This is a genomic window from Enterococcus sp. DIV0755b (genome assembly GCF_051713765.1).
GTDB lineage: Bacteria > Bacillota > Bacilli > Lactobacillales > Enterococcaceae > Enterococcus_C > Enterococcus_C canintestini.
In genome coordinates, this window is sequence record NZ_JBIOQN010000001.1 from 2,222,874 (window position 1) to 2,240,031 (window position 17,158).

Here is a 17,158-nt window from a genome sequence, read left to right on the forward strand (position 1 = left end):
GCTAAAGTGATAATGAGAAAACAAAACGGTTGTAGCAAGCTATTTGATTACTTTACTTTCAAATATTTACAACTAAGATAGGAGAATGATACATGACGACGTATAAAGCAACAGCTTTTTTTGATTTAGACGGTACCTTACTGGATGATAAATCACAAGTACGACCTGAAATTGCAAGTGCAATGACACAATTAAAAGAAAACAACGTCTTACCGGTCATCGCCACAGGACGTACCGAAGTGGAAGTGGCGTCAATAATGAAACAAGCCAATATTGATAGTGATATTATTATGAATGGCGCTTTTATTCGAGTCGACGGTGAAATTATCTTTTCTGATTTATACGAGAAAACACTAATTAAAGAAGTTTATGATGCTGCCAAAGCAAATGGTGATGCCATTTCTTTTTATAATGAAAACGAAATATGGTGTAACGAACACAATGAATTCTTACTAGGTGCTTACAACTTCATTCATACACCTGTTCCGCCATTAGACCCTGACGGCTATCTGACTAAACCTGTTAACATGTTACTCGTTTTAGGGCAAAATAATGACACTTATTACACTGAACGTTTCCCTCAGTTGAATTTTTATCGCAATACTCCTTACTCACTAGATACGGTTAAAAAGACCGTTTCAAAAGGTAATGCCGTTAAACTTTTACAAGAAAAACTACAATTAACTAATGTTCCCGCCTATGCTTTTGGTGATGGTCCTAATGATATCGCACTTTTTGATGCTTGCGATATTAAAATAGCTATGGGTAATGGTGTGCCGTTGTTAAAAGAAAAAGCAGACTTTGTGACAAAAAGTAATACCGAGGGCGGAATTGTCCATGCATTGAAACATTTTGACTTAATTTAATTACTATAAAAGTAGCCAGAAAAAGTAGCCAGACTTTTCATCGTCTGGCTTTCATGTTATAATTAATTTTGCTGTGATGCCCTATATAACGGGGACGTTACGGATTCGACAGGCATAGTTCGAGCTTGAATGGCGCTTCGTAGGTTACGGCTACGTTAAAACGTTACAGTTAAATATAACTGCTAAAAACGAAAACTCTTACGCCTTAGCTGCCTAAAAACAGTTAGCGTAGATCCTCCCGGCATCGCCCATGTGCTCGGGTAAGGGTCTCAAATTTAGTGGGATACGCTAAGTTTTTCCGTCTGTAAAACTTAGAAGAGATTATCAGACTAGCAAAGTAAAAAGCCTGTCCCTCGGCGTTTTACCGCGCGAATCTCAAAAGAGCGGACTATGAGCGTAGTCTTTTGGGTGGCGATGTGTTTGGACGCGGGTTCGACTCCCGCCGTCTCCATATTGTACTTTTCGGCGGTTTTCGCTGAATTAAAAATCAGTCACAAACCTTTATAAATCAGGGTTTGTGGCTGATTTTTATTTTTGCTAGTTTTCACTAAAAATTATTAGAGGGCATTCAATTTGGCATTCAAAAAAACCTGACCTCAACCAAGAGACCAGGTCGTTTACTTTTTCATTAATTGAATTTCAAAAAAATATTAATCCAAAAGGAAATAATCTTTCGTATATGATAAACACATCTGTCTATAAGGATGGAATCTCTTACTTATGCAATAAATTAAAATAAAAGTTCCGCAAAAATTTTTAATGGAGTGAGATAGTATGCAAAATTGCTACTTCCTTTAATTAGAAAAGTAAGATTCGTTATATAGAAAACATTCTTTTCTAATTATATAACTTGCCACAAGCTAAGTTGCTCAATTTGACTTTTTATATCCTTCGTACCATCAAGAAGATAATCCGCACTAGGAGCTATAATAGTCTCATGCATGACAAATAAACGCCGCGCGTAGTTTAGATAAATGTCAAGCCATTCTATAATATCCTCTTTGCTTTTATTTGTATAATCTCGAAGAACTTGTCGTGCAAGTGTTACATCCAATGGTGTTTTCATATAAAGGACTGTATCAATAAAAGGTGCTAATACGTCATGTTCATATCCAAAAGGAAAATCAATAAATATATGGTGATAGTGGTTTTTGACATGTTTTAAATCAGTAATTAAAGCGGAAATATCATATTGGTTGATTGCTACTTTAGGAGATTTTAGAAAGGAATTAAATGTAGGAGCGTTAGGCAACGCGTCAATACTATAGTCATCAAAAAAGAGAGCATATGCATTTTCAACATTTTGTAATAAAGCCTTTGTTAAAGTAGTTTTTCCACTTGCCGTTACGCCACTAATTACGATAATGTTCGAATCAGACATAAAGAATTCTCCTTTTATTTTCATAATATTTTTTATTTAAGGTTTAAGTATTTCTTAATTATAATACTTCAAACGATAATTTACATTAAAAAAGAGATTTGGCAAACTTATATCACACTTCTAAAAGTGATTGATAATCTTCTGAATATTTAATAACTGCGTACGGGAGCTGTCACGGGAGCTATAATAATTATTTAATTATTTTTATTAGGCTCCAAAAGTGACTAATTATTATTTTTAATGATATGTCAATGGTCCTGAGATTGTAGCAACTACCAGCATTATTGTTCTACTAGACGGTATAGATCCTCATTAGCCTTTAAAAAAGTAATTTGTATATGGATAAAATATTTCTTTGCTAGTATCTAAGTACAACATGTTCTTATCGTTATGGTTTTGTCATCTTTGTCTTAAACTTCCTCAAACTGTAAAAAAAGTTCATCATCTTGTAATCGATTATCGTGTTAAAATTTAGCAAAGGAGGTTTGCCCTTTGGAGAAACTATTTTTTGCACCATTTAATTGGCTTTATTCTTTATTATCTTGAAATAAAAATGCTTCAAAAGGCAGCGGAAATTTACCAGCTACTTTTTGAAGCATTTTTGATTTTTAGACTCCTGTTTTTTCTAAAAACCTTTTATTTTTAACTAAAGAAACATTCTATTTCTGCTTTACCATATACTTCTGAATATTTAACAACTACTTTTCCAAAGCGTTCTTGAATTTCATCATGATCAACCAAATCGTATTTTTCAACGCTTAATACCAAACAATTTTCCAATTTTTTCACTACTTCACCAATTACTCTACGCTGAAGTCCCACTGGTTTACATTCGTATACTTGGCCTAAAATAATATTATCTTTATTCATCGCGACTCCTTTTATAATCTTTTTTTAATTGTTTTGTAATATTAATATATCATTATTTAATGTTTATGCCAAGTATTTTTAACAATAAATAAAAAAATAGTGCTGACAAAATGCCAGCACCACTTTATTTCATTAGTAATTGCGCATATTCTTCTAAAAATTTTTGGTCAATTTCGTCATAGCTGTTGGTTTTACTACTATCTAAATCTAAAACACCAATTAATTCATTGTTTTTAATCAAAGGTACAACAATTTCTGACATGGCAGCAGAATCACAAGAAATATAATTTTCATATTCTTTGACATTCCCGACAATGACAGTTTGACGTTTTTGGGCGCTCTCGCCACACACACCTTTGCCCATTTGTATTCTGGTACAAGAAACTCGCCCTTGAAAAGGTCCCAAGATTAACTGCTCTGCTTTAAACAAATAATAGCCCGCAAAAACTGTATCTGGTAATGTTTCTTTTAATAAAGCTGATGAATTTGCTAAATTTGCTAATAAATCATCTTCAATTTCAAGTAATCCTTTTTGTTGTAATAATAGTAATTCATAAGCAGCTACTTTTTCTTCTTTTGTAAAAGCCACACACATCACCTCTTGTTGGCATTATACGCTAATCTATTTCAAAATGCTTCTGTAAAATGAACGAAATGACAAAAATTTTAACAAAAGAAATCGTGTGACAGTTTTTAAAATTTTGTGTAGGATAAACTGGGAGGTAAGTACATGAAAAAATGGTTCAAAATAATTTTAGCATTCATTAGCATTTTTCTTGTCGTTATAATTGGTTATCTGGGTTACGTATTTTTAAGTTATCATCGCATTCCGGATAATCAAAATTTAACGGTCAAAACAAGACAAACAAAAAAATTAGCAATAGAAAAATCATACCGCGCCTTAACTTATAATATTGGTTATGCTTCTTATCCACCAACATATAGTTTTTTTATGGACGGTGGCACTCAGTCACGAGCCGATAGTAAGGGTATTGTATATAAAAATCTTGGGGGCATCACCAAAACCGTAAAAGCACAAAATCCAGACTTTATTTTTTATCAAGAGGTTGATGAAACTGGGGATCGTTCCTACCATGTCAATGAAGTGAATTTTCTCCAACAAAAATTTGGGAATTATAATACCGTTTATGGGGTTAATTATGACTCCCCTTATCTCTTTTATCCGTTTACCCAACCGATTGGAAAAACAAAATCTGGTTTAGTGACCTTAAGTAAGAGCTCTTTAACAAATGCCAAGCGTTATCAACTGCCGATTGATACCGGTGTAACGAAAATTTTAGATTATGACCGTGCTTTTACCGTCACAAGATCACCTGTTGAAAATGGTAAAGATATGGTAGTCATTAATATCCATCTTTCTGCTTATACCAAAAATAAAGCTGTCCAAAAAGCCCAATTAGAAAAACTAACTAATTTTTTAACCCAGGAATATCAAAAAGACAACTATGTTTTAGTCGCAGGAGATTTTAATCATGACATTTTGGGCAATGCACCAACTGTTTTTGGCACTACCAAAGAGCCATTGACTTGGACACATCCATTTCCAAAAGATCAATTGCCACCAGGCTTTCATATCCCGACAGAAAATTTAGCGACCGCAAAAATTCCTTCTGCCAGAAATTTAAATGAACCCTACAAAGAAGGTAAAACGTTTGTCACATTGATTGATGGCTTCATCGTTTCAGACAATATTGCAGTTAAAAACGTAGCTGTAGTTAATACATCTTTTGCTTATTCTGATCATAATCCGGTTACACTCGATTTTCAGTTAAAAAAATAAATCGGGCTAAATTTAGTTTCAAACCTTAACCCTCAAATCCAGGACCACGTCTGACATTTTGAGGGTTTATTTTTAGAATTGTAGCCACTGTTAAGAAACAATTCTTTGTTTTACGTTACATTGTTCAATCAATTCACTAACTATTTCTTGAATTGAAGCGATATTTTGCCAAGATAAATAGGAGTCAATGGGCAGTAGTGGCACCGAACAAGGAATCTTTAAGTCTTCTGTGGTTAAGATTAAATCGTAGGCCTCAAGGTTTTGAAAAAGTGTTGTTGTTTCGTGGTTTCCTTGGTATATTTCAAAATCACCATATATTTTTTTCTCTATTTGACTAGCCAAATAATTTTCGGCAGTTGGTGACAAATTGGAAAGTAATAAGATTTTGATTCTTTTTTGCCCCCATGAAATCCGTTCCACCCAGTCTGGTATAGTGGTTAAAATCCAATAGACATAGGAAATCACAAAATCTTTTTCAAAATAGAAATAATATTGCGCTGTAATGTCTTCAACTAACCTTGTGATTTTAGCGACACCGACTGGATAAGTTTTTGCCATTGCTAAAACAAAACTTTCTTTATCTAAACGAAGAATATTTACACACGTTCCTTTAGTAGCGTATAAAAAAGAAGAGTTTTGTAAAGTACAAATTAGTTGGACTTGTTCTTTTTGTGTCAAAGGTTTGATAAATGCTGCATTCAATTGTGTAATTAATTGCTCATGAATATCGTAGTGAACTTTACCTCGTTCATTGTTTTTTACTATATAGTCCAACTGTTCTTCACTAAAAATCAAGCTATCACTATATAAAAGCCAAAAGGCATCTTGACAGCCTCTTTCATCTAAAGAAAAATCAAAACACTCTTTTACTAATTGCTGACAAGTGATAAATCGGGTCGTTAGCGGTAACTGAAGAAAGTCATTTTTTAATTGCCATTTGGGAAAATGATGCTGATTTTTCATACGCCACAAGCTAATATAAAAATTATAAGCCAAGCGCTGAATAAAAATATGTTTAACAGGAAAATTATTTTTCACTAGAAAATCTGTTACAAATGCAAAAATTACCTCTTGATGTTCTCCTTTTAATTTTGGTAAATTAATTCCCATTTGAAAATGTTTTTCGTTAAAATAACGATAATATAATTGCCGAATCACACTTTCCTTACCTTCTAAGCGCAAAGGACGATGTTTTAGCTCAATATCTGCCTCTTTTAAGACAAGTTGAATTTTCTTCAAGTAGCGTTGCGTATTGGAAATACTTAAATATAAATCACTCGCTAATTCGGTAATATTTTCATGTTGTTCATAAAGTAGTGCTTCAAAAATTTGAAACTCTGACGATCGCTGTAAAAATTCAGCATATAATCTACTGACAGGAGAATTTTTTTGAACTTTTAGTTGATACAAACCTTTGTACTTCTCAATTGTCGCAATGTCTTGTTCTTCATTGACTAAGCGAATATCATTTAATAAAACAGGCAAGGAGCAACCCAATTCTGCCATCAGGCGATCAGTAGGTAGTCCTTGTTTTATTTCATACAATAATTCGATTAAGCGCAAATGACGTAACATACTTTTATTTAGCAATGATCTTAAATTCATCAAATCACTCCTGACTAATATTTTTGCTAACTACTTTCTCATTTAGCTTAGCAAAAAATAATCATTTTACAATCATCCTCGTACCCTCTATTAAAAAAACCCCCATTTATGAGAATTAATCGCAACAAAAAAGCCTTTTTCTGAATTGTCGTTAAACCAGAAATAAAGCTAAACTTTCCTCAGGTTTAAATGTAATTCAGCAGGCTTTTTATGCGTTATGCTGCTTTAATTTGATTTAAATTTTCTACTAAACTCGTTAGATGAAGCAATAAACTACTCTCTTGTTTCATTTCCATAAAACGTCGATGCGTCATCACACTACCAATCAGCAGTAAAAAATATTTATCTTCTAGTTGTCGTCTTGCTTTTGAATCGAAGTGACACCATTGTGGGTCAGCTTGAATTAATTCATAAAAAAACTGATGGGAAACATCATGAATGGCCTGACAAGTACTTCGTTTCTTTTTAGGATAAAAAAAGATATGTAAAAACAAGTCATAACATTTTTGATTGTACAGCACAAAATGCTGTGCAAAATCGGCTAATCCATGGGAATTTGGAAAATCTTTTTGAAAATCATAATGGAGTTTTTTAAAATAATTCGCTACTAATTCATGTTTTAAATCCGCCATCGAATCAAACTGCTTATAAATCGGCTGCGTACTCATCTTCATATAATCAGCCAAATTACGAGTTGTTAATTCATCAAAGCCATATGTCTGAACAAATTTTGCCGCTTTATTAAGAATCATTTTTTTCGTAAATTTTGTTTTCCTCATATAACTCCCCCTCATCTAATAAAATTTTAACAATTCATCAAGAAGAAAAGTTTTATTATTTTTTATACCCTCGTAAAAAATGAAAAACAGCAGACGTTCTTTTATCCTTTATTTTATATTTGCATGCGCGGGTATAAATGGCTAAAAAACGCATTATCCCAAAAATAATTCGCAGCGTTCAATTTTTGTTTCAACTTTAAAATCATTTTACTTAAGATTGTGACTTTTATTTTTTACTTAGTACTAATCTAATTTATCTGCTGTTATCTTGTTTAACATATTGCAGTATCTCTTGGATATTTAAATCCGGATGAGAAACATTAATGTAAAACAGTTGCTCACTTTTAATTAAATCCCCAATTTCATAATTGCTTAATACAATATCAAATTGACTATCCTTATTCCAAGCAGTGGCGTATAAATTAGGATACTTATTTAACTCATATAAGTAATAATCTGTCATTTGACGAGCGAGTAGCTGATTACCCACATAATAAATACCTACACGATACAACGCTTCTTTTTTTTCTTGTAAATATAGAAAAGCGCGTCCTAAGTCCCCTTTTAGTGGATCCTTAATTTTTTGATAATTAAATAACTCTGGAAAGCGATTTTCTAGTTGCAAAATAAGTTGTTCAAACTGTCTTTTTTGATTGATAGCATCTAATTCATCAAGATAACGGTTAAAAAAGATCGTTTGATCCATCATAATTTGCCCTTCTAATAAAATATTCTGCCAAATAGACTTGAGTACATTGTATACAATGTACTCATTTTCAGCTGCAGAAGTTTCTGTTAAATCAAAAAAAGTTTGAACAAAATTGTAACTAACAAAGTTATGATAGCGACCTAATGCATTTAATTCTCTAAATAATAATGAATCTGAAGAAGAAAAATGATGGCTCATAAAAAAGCAAATCAAGCGACTAATCTCACTATCTTGTTGGCTGGGAAAATAGGGCAAATACTTTTGACATAAATCTTGTAAAATTGTAAAACTCTTTATCGCTTTTATTCCTGCTACAAAACTCTCACGATTCCCCAAATTGCGAATCTCTTCAACAAAATCAGACTCACTGGTTGAATAATCCTTTTTACGTTCTGTTCGAACTTTTACTACCCACAAGTATATTGTCAATTCATGTAAAAAAGAATAGTTTACTCTAATTTCCAGCTGTTCTTCTAGATCTGCGACAAAATCAACTGGCAGTAACTGCTCTTTTAACAGCTCAATTTTTTCCACAGGTAAAGTATGAAAAAATAAAGAGCTAAAAAAATGACGAATTTGCAGTTCTGAACCATGAATTTGATTATTTTTTATTATCAGATTAAATTCAGCTATCAATTCATTTAGTTCTCTAATTTCAGCATAGTAAGTCGCGATACTCAGACCGTTGGAATCACAAAAGTAATGGATATTGACGTTTTCTTGCTCGAAAATTTCCTTTAAAATTTTATACTTGCGAGAATAGAGCATTAGATACTTAGTAATAAAACTTAAATTTTGTGTTAAATCAATATGTAAGTGATATTCGTGATTAGAAGCCGTTAGATTAAAACCGTCCATCCTTTTAAAAATTGCTTGAATATCTGCCACCAGTTTTAACAGAGTTGGACGTGTAAGTGACAGTTTTTCAGCAACTTCTTTTTTTGTGGCATGGTTTCCTTTTTGGGTAAGATAGCGGAGAAACTCCATAATTTTTTTATCCCAATCATTTAGAAGTTCTCTTCTGTACATAATATAACCTCTTCTCTAGCTTTAAAATCCAGCAATGTAGGTCAGCTTACCATTTAAAGCAAAGTAATTATAACATAGACATCAAAATAAAATTTCTAAAACCTGATAAAAAAGCAAAAATATCATTATATTTTCCCCAAAAATTTTCTAACTCAGCGGAGAATTAGACTGTCGCTGTGAAACAATCTAAAACTCAAATTTTCTTTTCACAAAAAAGACTAAAAAAGTTGCCCTTTTGCGGCTAACTCTTTTAGTCTTGTAGTTCCTTATTCTTTTAAATTAGGCTTGTGTATCAATTACAGCATCTGGATTTTCTAACACCTTACGATCGATTTCTTTAATACGTGTAGAAGTTACAATTCCAGCGACCATTGCATCACTCACGTTAATTGCTGTCCGTGCCATATCAATTAACGGTTCAACAGAAATAACCAAACCAACAATTGCGATTGGTAAATTCAAAGAACCTAAAACAATTAAGGAAGCAAAAGTTGCACCGCCACCGACACCAGCAACACCAAATGAACTGATTGTCACGACTGCTACTAACATTAATACAAATTGGACACTAAAAATATCTATTCCTGCAGTTGGTGCAACAATAGTGGCTAACATCGCAGGATAAACGCCTGCACAACCGTTTTGCCCAATGGAAATACCAAAGCTTGCCGCAAAATTAGCAGTCGCATCGTCCACACCAAAAGCTTTAGTCTGTGTTTCAATGTTTAACGGCATCGCGCCAGCTGAAGAACGTGAAGTAAAAGCAAAACTCAAAACAGGCATTGCCTTTTTCAAATACGTTACTGGGTTTACTTTGACAAAACTTAAAACTAGTAAATGAACTAGCATGACCACAATTAAAGCACTATAAGAAGCAAGAATAAATTTACCTAAATTGACAATCGCAGCAAAATCGCTTGATGCCAGCACATTAGTCATTAATGCAAAGACGCCGTATGGTGTTAAGCGTAATACTAATGTTACAATCCGCATCACAATTTTATAAAGACTATCCATTAATTTTGCAAAAAACTCGGCTTCTTTAGGCGCTTTTCTTTTCACACCAAGATAAGCAACTCCAACAAAAGCAGAAAAGATAACTACACCAATTGTACTTGTCGCTCTAGTTCCCGCTAAATCAGCAAAGACATTCGTCGGGATAAAAGATAAGATTTGTTGTGGAATCGACAAGTTTTGTACTTGCGTTTGGCGTTCTGCTAACTCAGCGATCCGCGCAGACTCAGCTGCACCTTGTGTAAAAGAAGCACCATCTAAATTGAACAATACAATACTTGTATACCCTATTAAAGCTGCAACAGCGGTGGTTGCAAGTAAAGTAGCCAAGACAGTAAAACTAATTTTCCCTAATTTATTGCTTTCTTTCATGCGGGTAAAAGCACAAACAATCGAGACAAAAACAAGTGGCATAACCAGCATTTGTAAGAGGCTGACATACCCATTTCCGACAATTTTAATCCATTCCAAAGCACCAGTTACAACGGCATCTTTAGTTCCAAAAATTAATTGTAGTGCCCCGCCAAAAATGATACCGGCAAAAAGTGCTACAAAAACGCGGGTTGAAAATTTCAAGTGTTTTTTTTGTTGGCGCCAAAAAACAAAAAGTAACGCCGCAAAAACCAGCAATACAGCTATGATCCATACAGTAGTCATCAAATACCCCCAAATAATTCCATTAACATTTTTTGTGACAATTTATCGTTTTTCTAAAAAAAGAATTTCGATTTACTTATTATAAGTTAGTTTACTTTATCTGTCTGTTCTCACGGCTTATAAAAACGCTTTAAAAATCAATTTGTTTTTATTCACTTAGCGAAAGTCAAATTCAAAAATTTTTTTTATGAAATATAGGAAATCTGCTTAACATTTTAATATCCTAATGTTCAGATTAAAAAGAGTGACCGCAAAAATCAGCAGCTAATCTACTTATTTGCAGTCACGAATACTTATCTATTTCTAAATTAATTTATTTCCTAAATCTCAAAAAGAAACATCGGAACAAACTCCTATTTCATTGAAGCTAAAATGAAATAGCTGACGGCGCCAACTATATATAATAAAAACGTTGTCTCAAAGCCAGTAGACAATACCGGCACCATTCTTAGCAAAAAGATACCTTAACTAACGCTCTCATTATTTTTAATGAAGTACATACGTTTACCGGCCATTTGAATAGCAGCATCTTGGAGGGCCGATAATATTTCTTGATGTAATTTAGTCGCAACCGTTGTCCCTTTTGTGTAGTAAACTACATAACGTGTTTTTAATAGCACGCCATTTTCATTCACATCCACAATTTGAACCGGTTTTAACTCGCCATCAAAAAGTTGTAATTGTTTTAACACAACTTCTTTATATAACGAATCAGCTAAATATTCTTTTTCAAAATTTTGATAATACGTTAAGAGAATATCCGTTATAATTTTTTGCGCTTTTTGCCAATCACTTTCAAAAGCCAATAAATAGCAAATTTCTTTCCAAACAAAAGGAGTCACATCATTGTAGTTGTAAACAGCTGTCGTTAATATTTTACTATTTGGAATTTTAATTGTGCGGCCAGTTGGTGCTTCTGCTTCAAACCAATTACTAATTTCCATTAACGTAAAATACAATAGCCCAACTGAAATTACTTCTCCTTTGATTGTATCGATTTCGATGCGGTCATAAATTCGAAAGTGATGTTTATTAACGATTAAAAACCAGCCGGCAAGATTACTGATTAACCCTTTAATAGATAACGAAATAATGACACCAATAAAGACGAGTAAAATGATAAGTGCATCAAGCGCATTTAACCACAAACCTAATAAGCTAATCAAAAAGAAAAAACGTAAAACAAAATGAGTCAGTGTGTTCACGACATTTAATAGCTTAATATTGGCAATGATTTTACGCCAAAACTTTTTAAAAAACCATTCTAAAAGGATTAAAATCATCAACAAAATAACAGATATACCACTTTTACCAGTTAATTGATTAGGATCTTTGACATTATTAATTATTTCAGTAAAAATTTTTTCCAAAAAACCACTGACTTCACTCTCCATTTTTCCCCTCCTGTCGTCGTTTACTTTTATGTTACGCTATCTCAGAAAGTTAGACAAATAAAAGCATAAAAGGTTGCGACAGAAGCGACCAGTTTCAAGAAATAAGATGGAACCCCCGAAGAAGCTACTTTTGTCACACGTTTATTCGGAAATAGGAGATGAGACAAAACTTCTGTCACACCCGCTCTCAAATAATAACCTAGATGTATTATTTTACTTTATGTAAAAATCATCGCTCCTTTTAGCTATAAAAAAAGCGACTGGAAAGAAAATATCACTTTCTTTCCAGCCTGGCTGATAATCTTTACTAATTTTTATTCAACGCGTGGTTCTTTTGCTTCTTGGACATTTTCTTTTACATCTTGTGCGCCATCACTGACTTTATCGCCAGCTTTTCCTAACGCTGCTTTGGCTTTTTCAGTTTGTTTTGAAGCAAAATCACCAGTTGCAGACGCTGCGTCTGATAATTGATCTTGAACAGTTACAGAATCTTTTTCATGTTGTTCTTTTGTTTTCACATCTACAACATCCACATTTACTTCAATCACATCTAAACCTGTCATCTTTTTAACTTCACGGGCAATAACTTCTTTAATTTGATTATAAATGTTGGTAATATCTTTACCATATTCAGCTACAATTGAAAGATCAACAGCAACTTGTTTTTTACCAACTTCTACATCAATACCTGAAGTTGGGTTATCTGTGTTTACTAATTTTCCAGCGATATTGGAGAAGAAGCCGCCATCAACAGTTAGTAAACCACTAATTTCATCTAAAGCAATCCCGATGATTTTTTCAACGACTTTATCGTCAAAAGTCAATTCACCTTTAATTCCCTCTGCTTTTTCTACTGGTGGTTTTGGTGGTACCGGTTTTGTTTCTGGTTTCATGTTTGGTGTTTTGTTTTCCATGCTTAATTCCTCCTAAATATTTCTTAACCGAACTTGCGGTTTATTACCTATTTTTTATTTTTTGAACGGAATTGTTCGAAAAATCCAATTGATTGCAGATAAAAGCCCAAGTATAAACCAATTGCTGTAAATATTATTAAAAGCAATGTTTTCAAAATGCCAATCGTAAGGATTAAAATTGCCAATAATAAACCAAGGGCTCCGCAAATCAAAGGATATTTATATTGTGCGACTAATTCTTTCATTATTATCCCTCCTATTGAACTCTTGGTTCGTCATCTTCGTATTTTTGTTCACGAAAATCTTTAAAGATAACATCGGTTACGATTTCCTGTTTGGCACCGAATAATTGGTTTAAATCATTTTTGATTTTATCTGATAGAAGTTCTTGTCGCTGTGTTGTCTGAAAGACTTTGCGCATTTGACCACTAACGTAGATTTTAATTTTCTTTTTCTTAATTACCGCTTTAACATTTGGGTTGGCAATAAATGGTTCTTCTTTCACTGCTGTTAAGACGTAGTTTTCAATCGCCTTTTTCTGAATCGTTAAACTACCATTTTCAGTCTCAATTTCTAATTGATTGCTGACTTTTGGGAAAAAGATTATTACAAAAATACAAATGACAAGTAAAATCAACAATCCAGCAGCTGTCCAAAATAGAAACTGTCCCATTACACTACCCACAAAAGGATAAGCATTAAAAGGTAATAATGAAAACGATAGATTTGCAACATATTGCGTTGTAATTAACGTATGCATTAAGGGAAAGAACAAGAAAAAGATAACTAAAAGTAAGACTACCTTCATACTTTTTCGCATACAATCACATCCTTTTTATGCTGCTTTTCGTCCGAAGAAAAAGGACACGACGGCAACTAAAATTACTGCTCCAATTAATGAAGGGATGATTGCCATTCCGCCAATCACAGGTCCCCAGCTACCAAATAACGCTTGGCCAATTGCCGATCCAACTAAACCAGCTATGACATTGTAAATTATCCCCATTGAAGAACCTTTGTTGGTAATTGCACCCGCAATCGCACCGATGACACCTCCAACAATTAACGACCATAATAAGCCCATAAATAAAACTCCTTTCACTTTTTATTTAAACGTCCATCTAAAACGTTTACGTTTGATCAATCTCTATAAAAATCATAGCATTTACTGAAAAAAATATTAAACAAAGTGTACTTCATAAATACAGAAATAATTATAAAAAAACAAATTTTTTTTGAATTAAATTGAATATATTTTCTAATCTATACTGGAATTGTCTTTCAACAACCCCATTAAACCATGACGTCACTAGTCTATGAGGAATTAATTAAAAGAAAAGAAAAATAGCGGTTTTATTTAAAAAATTCGCTCCTTTTATATAAATAAAAAAACAGAATAAAATATTAAGAATTTCTTAAGACGATTTTTTTCAAAATCTGAAAGTAAAAAAAATAATTTTATCACTGGTAAAATTCTTATTTCACAAATTGCCTAAAATCAAAGAATTCAAAGTATTTCAGCCATAAAAAAGCTTCTTTTTATAAAATGTAAGTATGCAAAAAAGGGTATTGAAAATGATTTAAAAATCATTTTCAATACCCTTTTACAAAATACATTTTTAGTGAATATTACCAATTAAGCGCCGAATTGGTTTTTTTGCACTGTAAAGTAAAATACCGACTATTACTGCCACCCCACCAACTATTGCAAAGTAACTACCTTCTGTACTAGGTGAATAAAACCGCGTAATCTGAGCATTGATTGCTTGTGAAGAAGCATCTGCTAATAACCAGATTGCTAAAGTTTGTGCTTCAAACGCTTTAGGAGCTAATTTTGTAGTCACAGATAAGCCAACCGGTGACAAGCACATTTCACCTGCAATCATAATAAAGAAACTAGCCACTAGCCACAAAGGACTGACTTTTTCATTTACGCCATAAATTAAACTTGGAAACATTAATAAAACAAAAGATAGTCCGGCTAAAATTAAACCAATTGCAAATTTCACTTCTGTTGTTGGTTGTTTTTTACCCAATTTTGTCCATAACCAGACAAACACAGGTGTTAATAGTACAACAAATAATGGATTTAAAGTTTGATATAAGCTAGCAGGAATCGTAATTCCAAAGATAGTTGCTTGGGTACGATCCGCCGCAAATAAAGCCAAAATAGAAGAACCTTGCTCTTCTAGTGACCAAAATACAATCGCTGATAAAAATAAAGGAATGTATGCCAATACTTTTTTCTTTTCGTCTGCTGTTACATCTTTTGAACGTAACATCGTAGTGAAATAATAAATAGGCAATAAAACACCTAAAATACTTACACTATCAATGAAAAAGTCAACGTCTAAATGATTGGTTAACGCTGCTCCACCAAAAATAATAACTACAGCGATTAATGCGATAAATAGATTACGGAAAAATTTCTTTCGTTCTGCGCCAACAAGTGGATTTGCGACTTCTACCCCAACGTTAGCCAAGGTTTTCCGCCCTTGCAGACGATATTGTACTAAACCAAAAAACATACCGACAGCAGCAATAGAAAATCCTAAGTGATAATTAACTTTTTGACCTAAAGTCCCCACAATAATCGGCGCAATTAAACTACCAATATTAATCCCCATATAAAAAATTGAAAAAGCTGTATCACGTCTTAAATCTTCTTTAGAATACAAATGCCCAACCATGCCGGAGACATTTGATTTTAGCATCCCTGTTCCAATTACAATCAAAATCATTGAAATAAATAGCGCTGCTAAGCCAAATGGCGTTGCTAAAACGATATGGCCAAACATAATGAAAATCCCGCCATAAAAGACTGTTTTGTGAGAACCTAGAAGTCGATCTGAAATCCAGCCCCCAACAATACTTGACATATAAACCATTGAACCATAAATAGACATAATCGCCACAGCTGTTGCCTTTGGTAAACCCAGACCACCATTTGTGACAGCATCGTACATATAATAAAGTAAAATTGCCCGCATACCATAATAGCTAAATCGTTCCCACATCTCAGTGAAAAAAAGCGTCGCAAGCCCTCGTGGTTGCCCCATAAAAGTTTTTTCTTCCATATAAAAGCTCCTTTTGCTTCAGTATCATAAATAGATAAATTTTTCTGAAAATTCACAGAGACTAGTTTATTCTTTTCATTTATAAATTTCAAGAATAATTAACTGAGAGAAATTTATTTAAATAACCACCATTTTTAATGTCAATGAGAATTTTAAATTTTGTTTTTACTTCATCAGTTTTAAATCAAGATTTTTTAATTTTTTTCATGAGACAAGAGTTATTTTTTTCACATTAAGATGGTGGTATAGAACTAAAAAATTATTCTACTTCATTAGTAAATATATCAGCTCAGATTTCTATCTTTATCGTATCAATCGATAAAAACGAACAAAACAAAACTAAAAATATTAAAAACCAAACAAATTGATGCAAATAAAAACATTTGGGAGTAAAATAAAAAGGAAAGAAGAAAGGAGTAAAAATGAAAACAACTCAAGATCCATCTTTTAAAACTTATGGCCGCACTATAACAGAATACGATTTTAGCAATATGGTGATCACGATGGAAGAAAAAAAGCTGATCGCCACACCAAAAGAAGGAAATCAATATCTCGCTTCAGTCCCAGCGATTGAAGCTTTGCCAGAATTTGATTGGGTGCAAAAAAATATTTTTGCAGGCTTACCAATTCAATTTGGTTCTGGCGCTGGACATAACAAAGCAATCACCGCCATTGAATTTCATCAAGGTAGTGAAGTAATTGTCGCACTTACTGATGCAATTTTGGTTGTAGGGCATCGTTACGATATTGTAGATAATACTTACGATGCAACTTTAATGGAAAGTTTTTTACTAGAAAAAGGCACCGCAATTGAACTATTCAGTACAACTTTACATTACAGTCCCATTGAAACAAATGATGATGGCTATCAACAGGCAATTGCTTTAATTAAAGGGACAAATACCCCCTTAACCACAGAAGTTGATAATCCCCTTGTTAAAGTAACGAATAAATTTATGCTTGTCCATCCATCTCGTACCGATAAAATTGCAGCGGGCTTTCAAGTGGGATTAATTGATAAACGAATTAAATGACTACCAATTTCTTAATTTGACAGTAATC

General features: G+C 33.0%; 16 protein-coding genes and 1 other RNA gene. 4 read left to right on the plus strand and 13 right to left on the minus strand.

All coding sequences use genetic code 11. The features are described 5' to 3' along the window. Nucleotides 1-92: 92 nt before the first annotated feature. Nucleotides 93-866 (plus strand): Cof-type HAD-IIB family hydrolase, encoded by a 774-nt coding sequence (locus IGI65_RS10635; protein ID WP_412256438.1) that lies wholly within the window; start codon nucleotides 93-95, stop codon nucleotides 864-866. 90 nt (nucleotides 867-956) lie between these two features. Next, nucleotides 957-1,320: a transfer-messenger RNA gene (gene ssrA, locus IGI65_RS10640) on the plus strand. 387 nt (nucleotides 1,321-1,707) lie between these two features. Here the strand turns inward: ssrA and IGI65_RS10645 are convergent. The 3 genes from IGI65_RS10645 to IGI65_RS10655 all read right to left on the minus strand — a co-directional run bounded on the left by IGI65_RS10645 (nucleotide 1,708) and on the right by IGI65_RS10655 (nucleotide 3,706). Next, nucleotides 1,708-2,247 (minus strand): adenylyl-sulfate kinase, encoded by a 540-nt coding sequence (locus IGI65_RS10645; RefSeq protein WP_412256439.1) that lies wholly within the window; start codon nucleotides 2,245-2,247, stop codon nucleotides 1,708-1,710. Between the two features lie 642 nt (nucleotides 2,248-2,889). After that, nucleotides 2,890-3,117, minus strand: coding sequence for a hypothetical protein (locus IGI65_RS10650; protein ID WP_412256441.1), 228 nt, complete (start codon nucleotides 3,115-3,117; stop codon nucleotides 2,890-2,892). A gap of 124 nt (nucleotides 3,118-3,241) precedes the next feature. After that, on the minus strand, nucleotides 3,242-3,706 hold the full coding sequence (locus IGI65_RS10655) for a GAF domain-containing protein (protein ID WP_412256442.1): 465 nt from the start codon (nucleotides 3,704-3,706) through the stop codon (nucleotides 3,242-3,244). A gap of 141 nt (nucleotides 3,707-3,847) precedes the next feature. On the opposite strand from IGI65_RS10655, the gene IGI65_RS10660 reads away from it, so the two are divergent. Beyond that, nucleotides 3,848-4,918: an endonuclease/exonuclease/phosphatase family protein gene (locus IGI65_RS10660; RefSeq protein WP_412256444.1), complete on the plus strand. Its 1,071-nt coding sequence runs from the start codon at nucleotides 3,848-3,850 to the stop codon at nucleotides 4,916-4,918. 90 nt (nucleotides 4,919-5,008) lie between these two features. Here the strand turns inward: IGI65_RS10660 and IGI65_RS10665 are convergent, their stop codons facing one another. From IGI65_RS10665 to IGI65_RS10710, 10 genes are all read right to left on the minus strand, one after another. After that, complete coding sequence (locus IGI65_RS10665) at nucleotides 5,009-6,523, minus strand: helix-turn-helix domain-containing protein (protein WP_412256445.1); 1,515 nt, start codon at nucleotides 6,521-6,523, stop codon at nucleotides 5,009-5,011. Nucleotides 6,524-6,738: 215 nt separating this feature from the next. Then, nucleotides 6,739-7,302, minus strand: a complete 564-nt coding sequence (locus IGI65_RS10670) for a TetR/AcrR family transcriptional regulator (protein ID WP_412256447.1) — start codon at nucleotides 7,300-7,302, stop codon at nucleotides 6,739-6,741. 253 nt (nucleotides 7,303-7,555) lie between these two features. Beyond that, nucleotides 7,556-9,040, minus strand: coding sequence for a helix-turn-helix domain-containing protein (locus IGI65_RS10675; protein WP_412256449.1), 1,485 nt, complete (start codon nucleotides 9,038-9,040; stop codon nucleotides 7,556-7,558). A gap of 279 nt (nucleotides 9,041-9,319) precedes the next feature. Beyond that, entirely contained in the window at nucleotides 9,320-10,711 is a 1,392-nt protein-coding gene (locus tag IGI65_RS10680) for an L-cystine transporter (protein ID WP_071864881.1), read from the minus strand. A 464-nt stretch (nucleotides 10,712-11,175) separates the two neighbouring features. Then, nucleotides 11,176-12,105: a mechanosensitive ion channel family protein gene (locus tag IGI65_RS10685; RefSeq protein WP_412256451.1), complete on the minus strand. Its 930-nt coding sequence runs from the start codon at nucleotides 12,103-12,105 to the stop codon at nucleotides 11,176-11,178. A 314-nt stretch (nucleotides 12,106-12,419) separates the two neighbouring features. Further along, complete coding sequence (locus IGI65_RS10690) at nucleotides 12,420-13,019, minus strand: Asp23/Gls24 family envelope stress response protein (protein WP_438774182.1); 600 nt, start codon at nucleotides 13,017-13,019, stop codon at nucleotides 12,420-12,422. 47 nt (nucleotides 13,020-13,066) lie between these two features. Continuing rightward, a complete protein-coding gene (locus IGI65_RS10695) occupies nucleotides 13,067-13,264 on the minus strand; it encodes a DUF2273 domain-containing protein (RefSeq protein WP_071864878.1) in 198 nt (65 codons plus the stop codon). Nucleotides 13,265-13,275: 11 nt separating this feature from the next. Then, nucleotides 13,276-13,839 carry an alkaline shock response membrane anchor protein AmaP gene (gene amaP / locus IGI65_RS10700; protein ID WP_412256454.1) on the minus strand — a complete coding sequence of 188 codons (564 nt, stop codon included), beginning with the start codon at nucleotides 13,837-13,839 and terminating at the stop codon, nucleotides 13,276-13,278. A gap of 15 nt (nucleotides 13,840-13,854) precedes the next feature. Next, the gene (locus IGI65_RS10705) at nucleotides 13,855-14,103 is read right to left on the minus strand and encodes a GlsB/YeaQ/YmgE family stress response membrane protein (RefSeq protein ID WP_071864876.1); all 249 of its coding nucleotides are present in this window, start codon (nucleotides 14,101-14,103) and stop codon (nucleotides 13,855-13,857) included. Nucleotides 14,104-14,638: 535 nt separating this feature from the next. Beyond that, the gene (locus IGI65_RS10710; RefSeq protein WP_071864875.1) at nucleotides 14,639-16,096 is read right to left on the minus strand and encodes a peptide MFS transporter; all 1,458 of its coding nucleotides are present in this window, start codon (nucleotides 16,094-16,096) and stop codon (nucleotides 14,639-14,641) included. Nucleotides 16,097-16,518: 422 nt separating this feature from the next. On the opposite strand from IGI65_RS10710, the gene IGI65_RS10715 reads away from it, so the two are divergent. Beyond that, nucleotides 16,519-17,130, plus strand: coding sequence for a DUF4867 family protein (locus tag IGI65_RS10715; RefSeq protein ID WP_412256457.1), 612 nt, complete (start codon nucleotides 16,519-16,521; stop codon nucleotides 17,128-17,130). The last annotated feature ends 28 nt before the right edge of the window (nucleotides 17,131-17,158 follow it).

Coding starts and splice junctions, on each gene's coding strand:
- IGI65_RS10635 (WP_412256438.1), top strand. CDS start 93: ATGACGACGTATAAAGCAACAGCTTTTTTTGATTTAGACGGTACCTTA.
- IGI65_RS10645 (WP_412256439.1), bottom strand. CDS start 2,247: ATGTCTGATTCGAACATTATCGTAATTAGTGGCGTAACGGCAAGTGGA.
- IGI65_RS10650 (WP_412256441.1), bottom strand. CDS start 3,117: ATGAATAAAGATAATATTATTTTAGGCCAAGTATACGAATGTAAACCA.
- IGI65_RS10660 (WP_412256444.1), top strand. CDS start 3,848: ATGAAAAAATGGTTCAAAATAATTTTAGCATTCATTAGCATTTTTCTT.
- IGI65_RS10665 (WP_412256445.1), bottom strand. CDS start 6,523: ATGAATTTAAGATCATTGCTAAATAAAAGTATGTTACGTCATTTGCGC.
- IGI65_RS10670 (WP_412256447.1), bottom strand. CDS start 7,302: ATGAGGAAAACAAAATTTACGAAAAAAATGATTCTTAATAAAGCGGCA.
- IGI65_RS10675 (WP_412256449.1), bottom strand. CDS start 9,040: ATGTACAGAAGAGAACTTCTAAATGATTGGGATAAAAAAATTATGGAG.
- IGI65_RS10680 (WP_071864881.1), bottom strand. CDS start 10,711: ATGACTACTGTATGGATCATAGCTGTATTGCTGGTTTTTGCGGCGTTA.
- IGI65_RS10685 (WP_412256451.1), bottom strand. CDS start 12,105: ATGGAGAGTGAAGTCAGTGGTTTTTTGGAAAAAATTTTTACTGAAATA.
- IGI65_RS10690 (WP_438774182.1), bottom strand. CDS start 13,019: ATGGAAAACAAAACACCAAACATGAAACCAGAAACAAAACCGGTACCA.
- IGI65_RS10695 (WP_071864878.1), bottom strand. CDS start 13,264: ATGAAAGAATTAGTCGCACAATATAAATATCCTTTGATTTGCGGAGCC.
- amaP (WP_412256454.1), bottom strand. CDS start 13,839: ATGCGAAAAAGTATGAAGGTAGTCTTACTTTTAGTTATCTTTTTCTTG.
- IGI65_RS10705 (WP_071864876.1), bottom strand. CDS start 14,103: ATGGGCTTATTATGGTCGTTAATTGTTGGAGGTGTCATCGGTGCGATT.
- IGI65_RS10710 (WP_071864875.1), bottom strand. CDS start 16,096: ATGGAAGAAAAAACTTTTATGGGGCAACCACGAGGGCTTGCGACGCTT.
- IGI65_RS10715 (WP_412256457.1), top strand. CDS start 16,519: ATGAAAACAACTCAAGATCCATCTTTTAAAACTTATGGCCGCACTATA.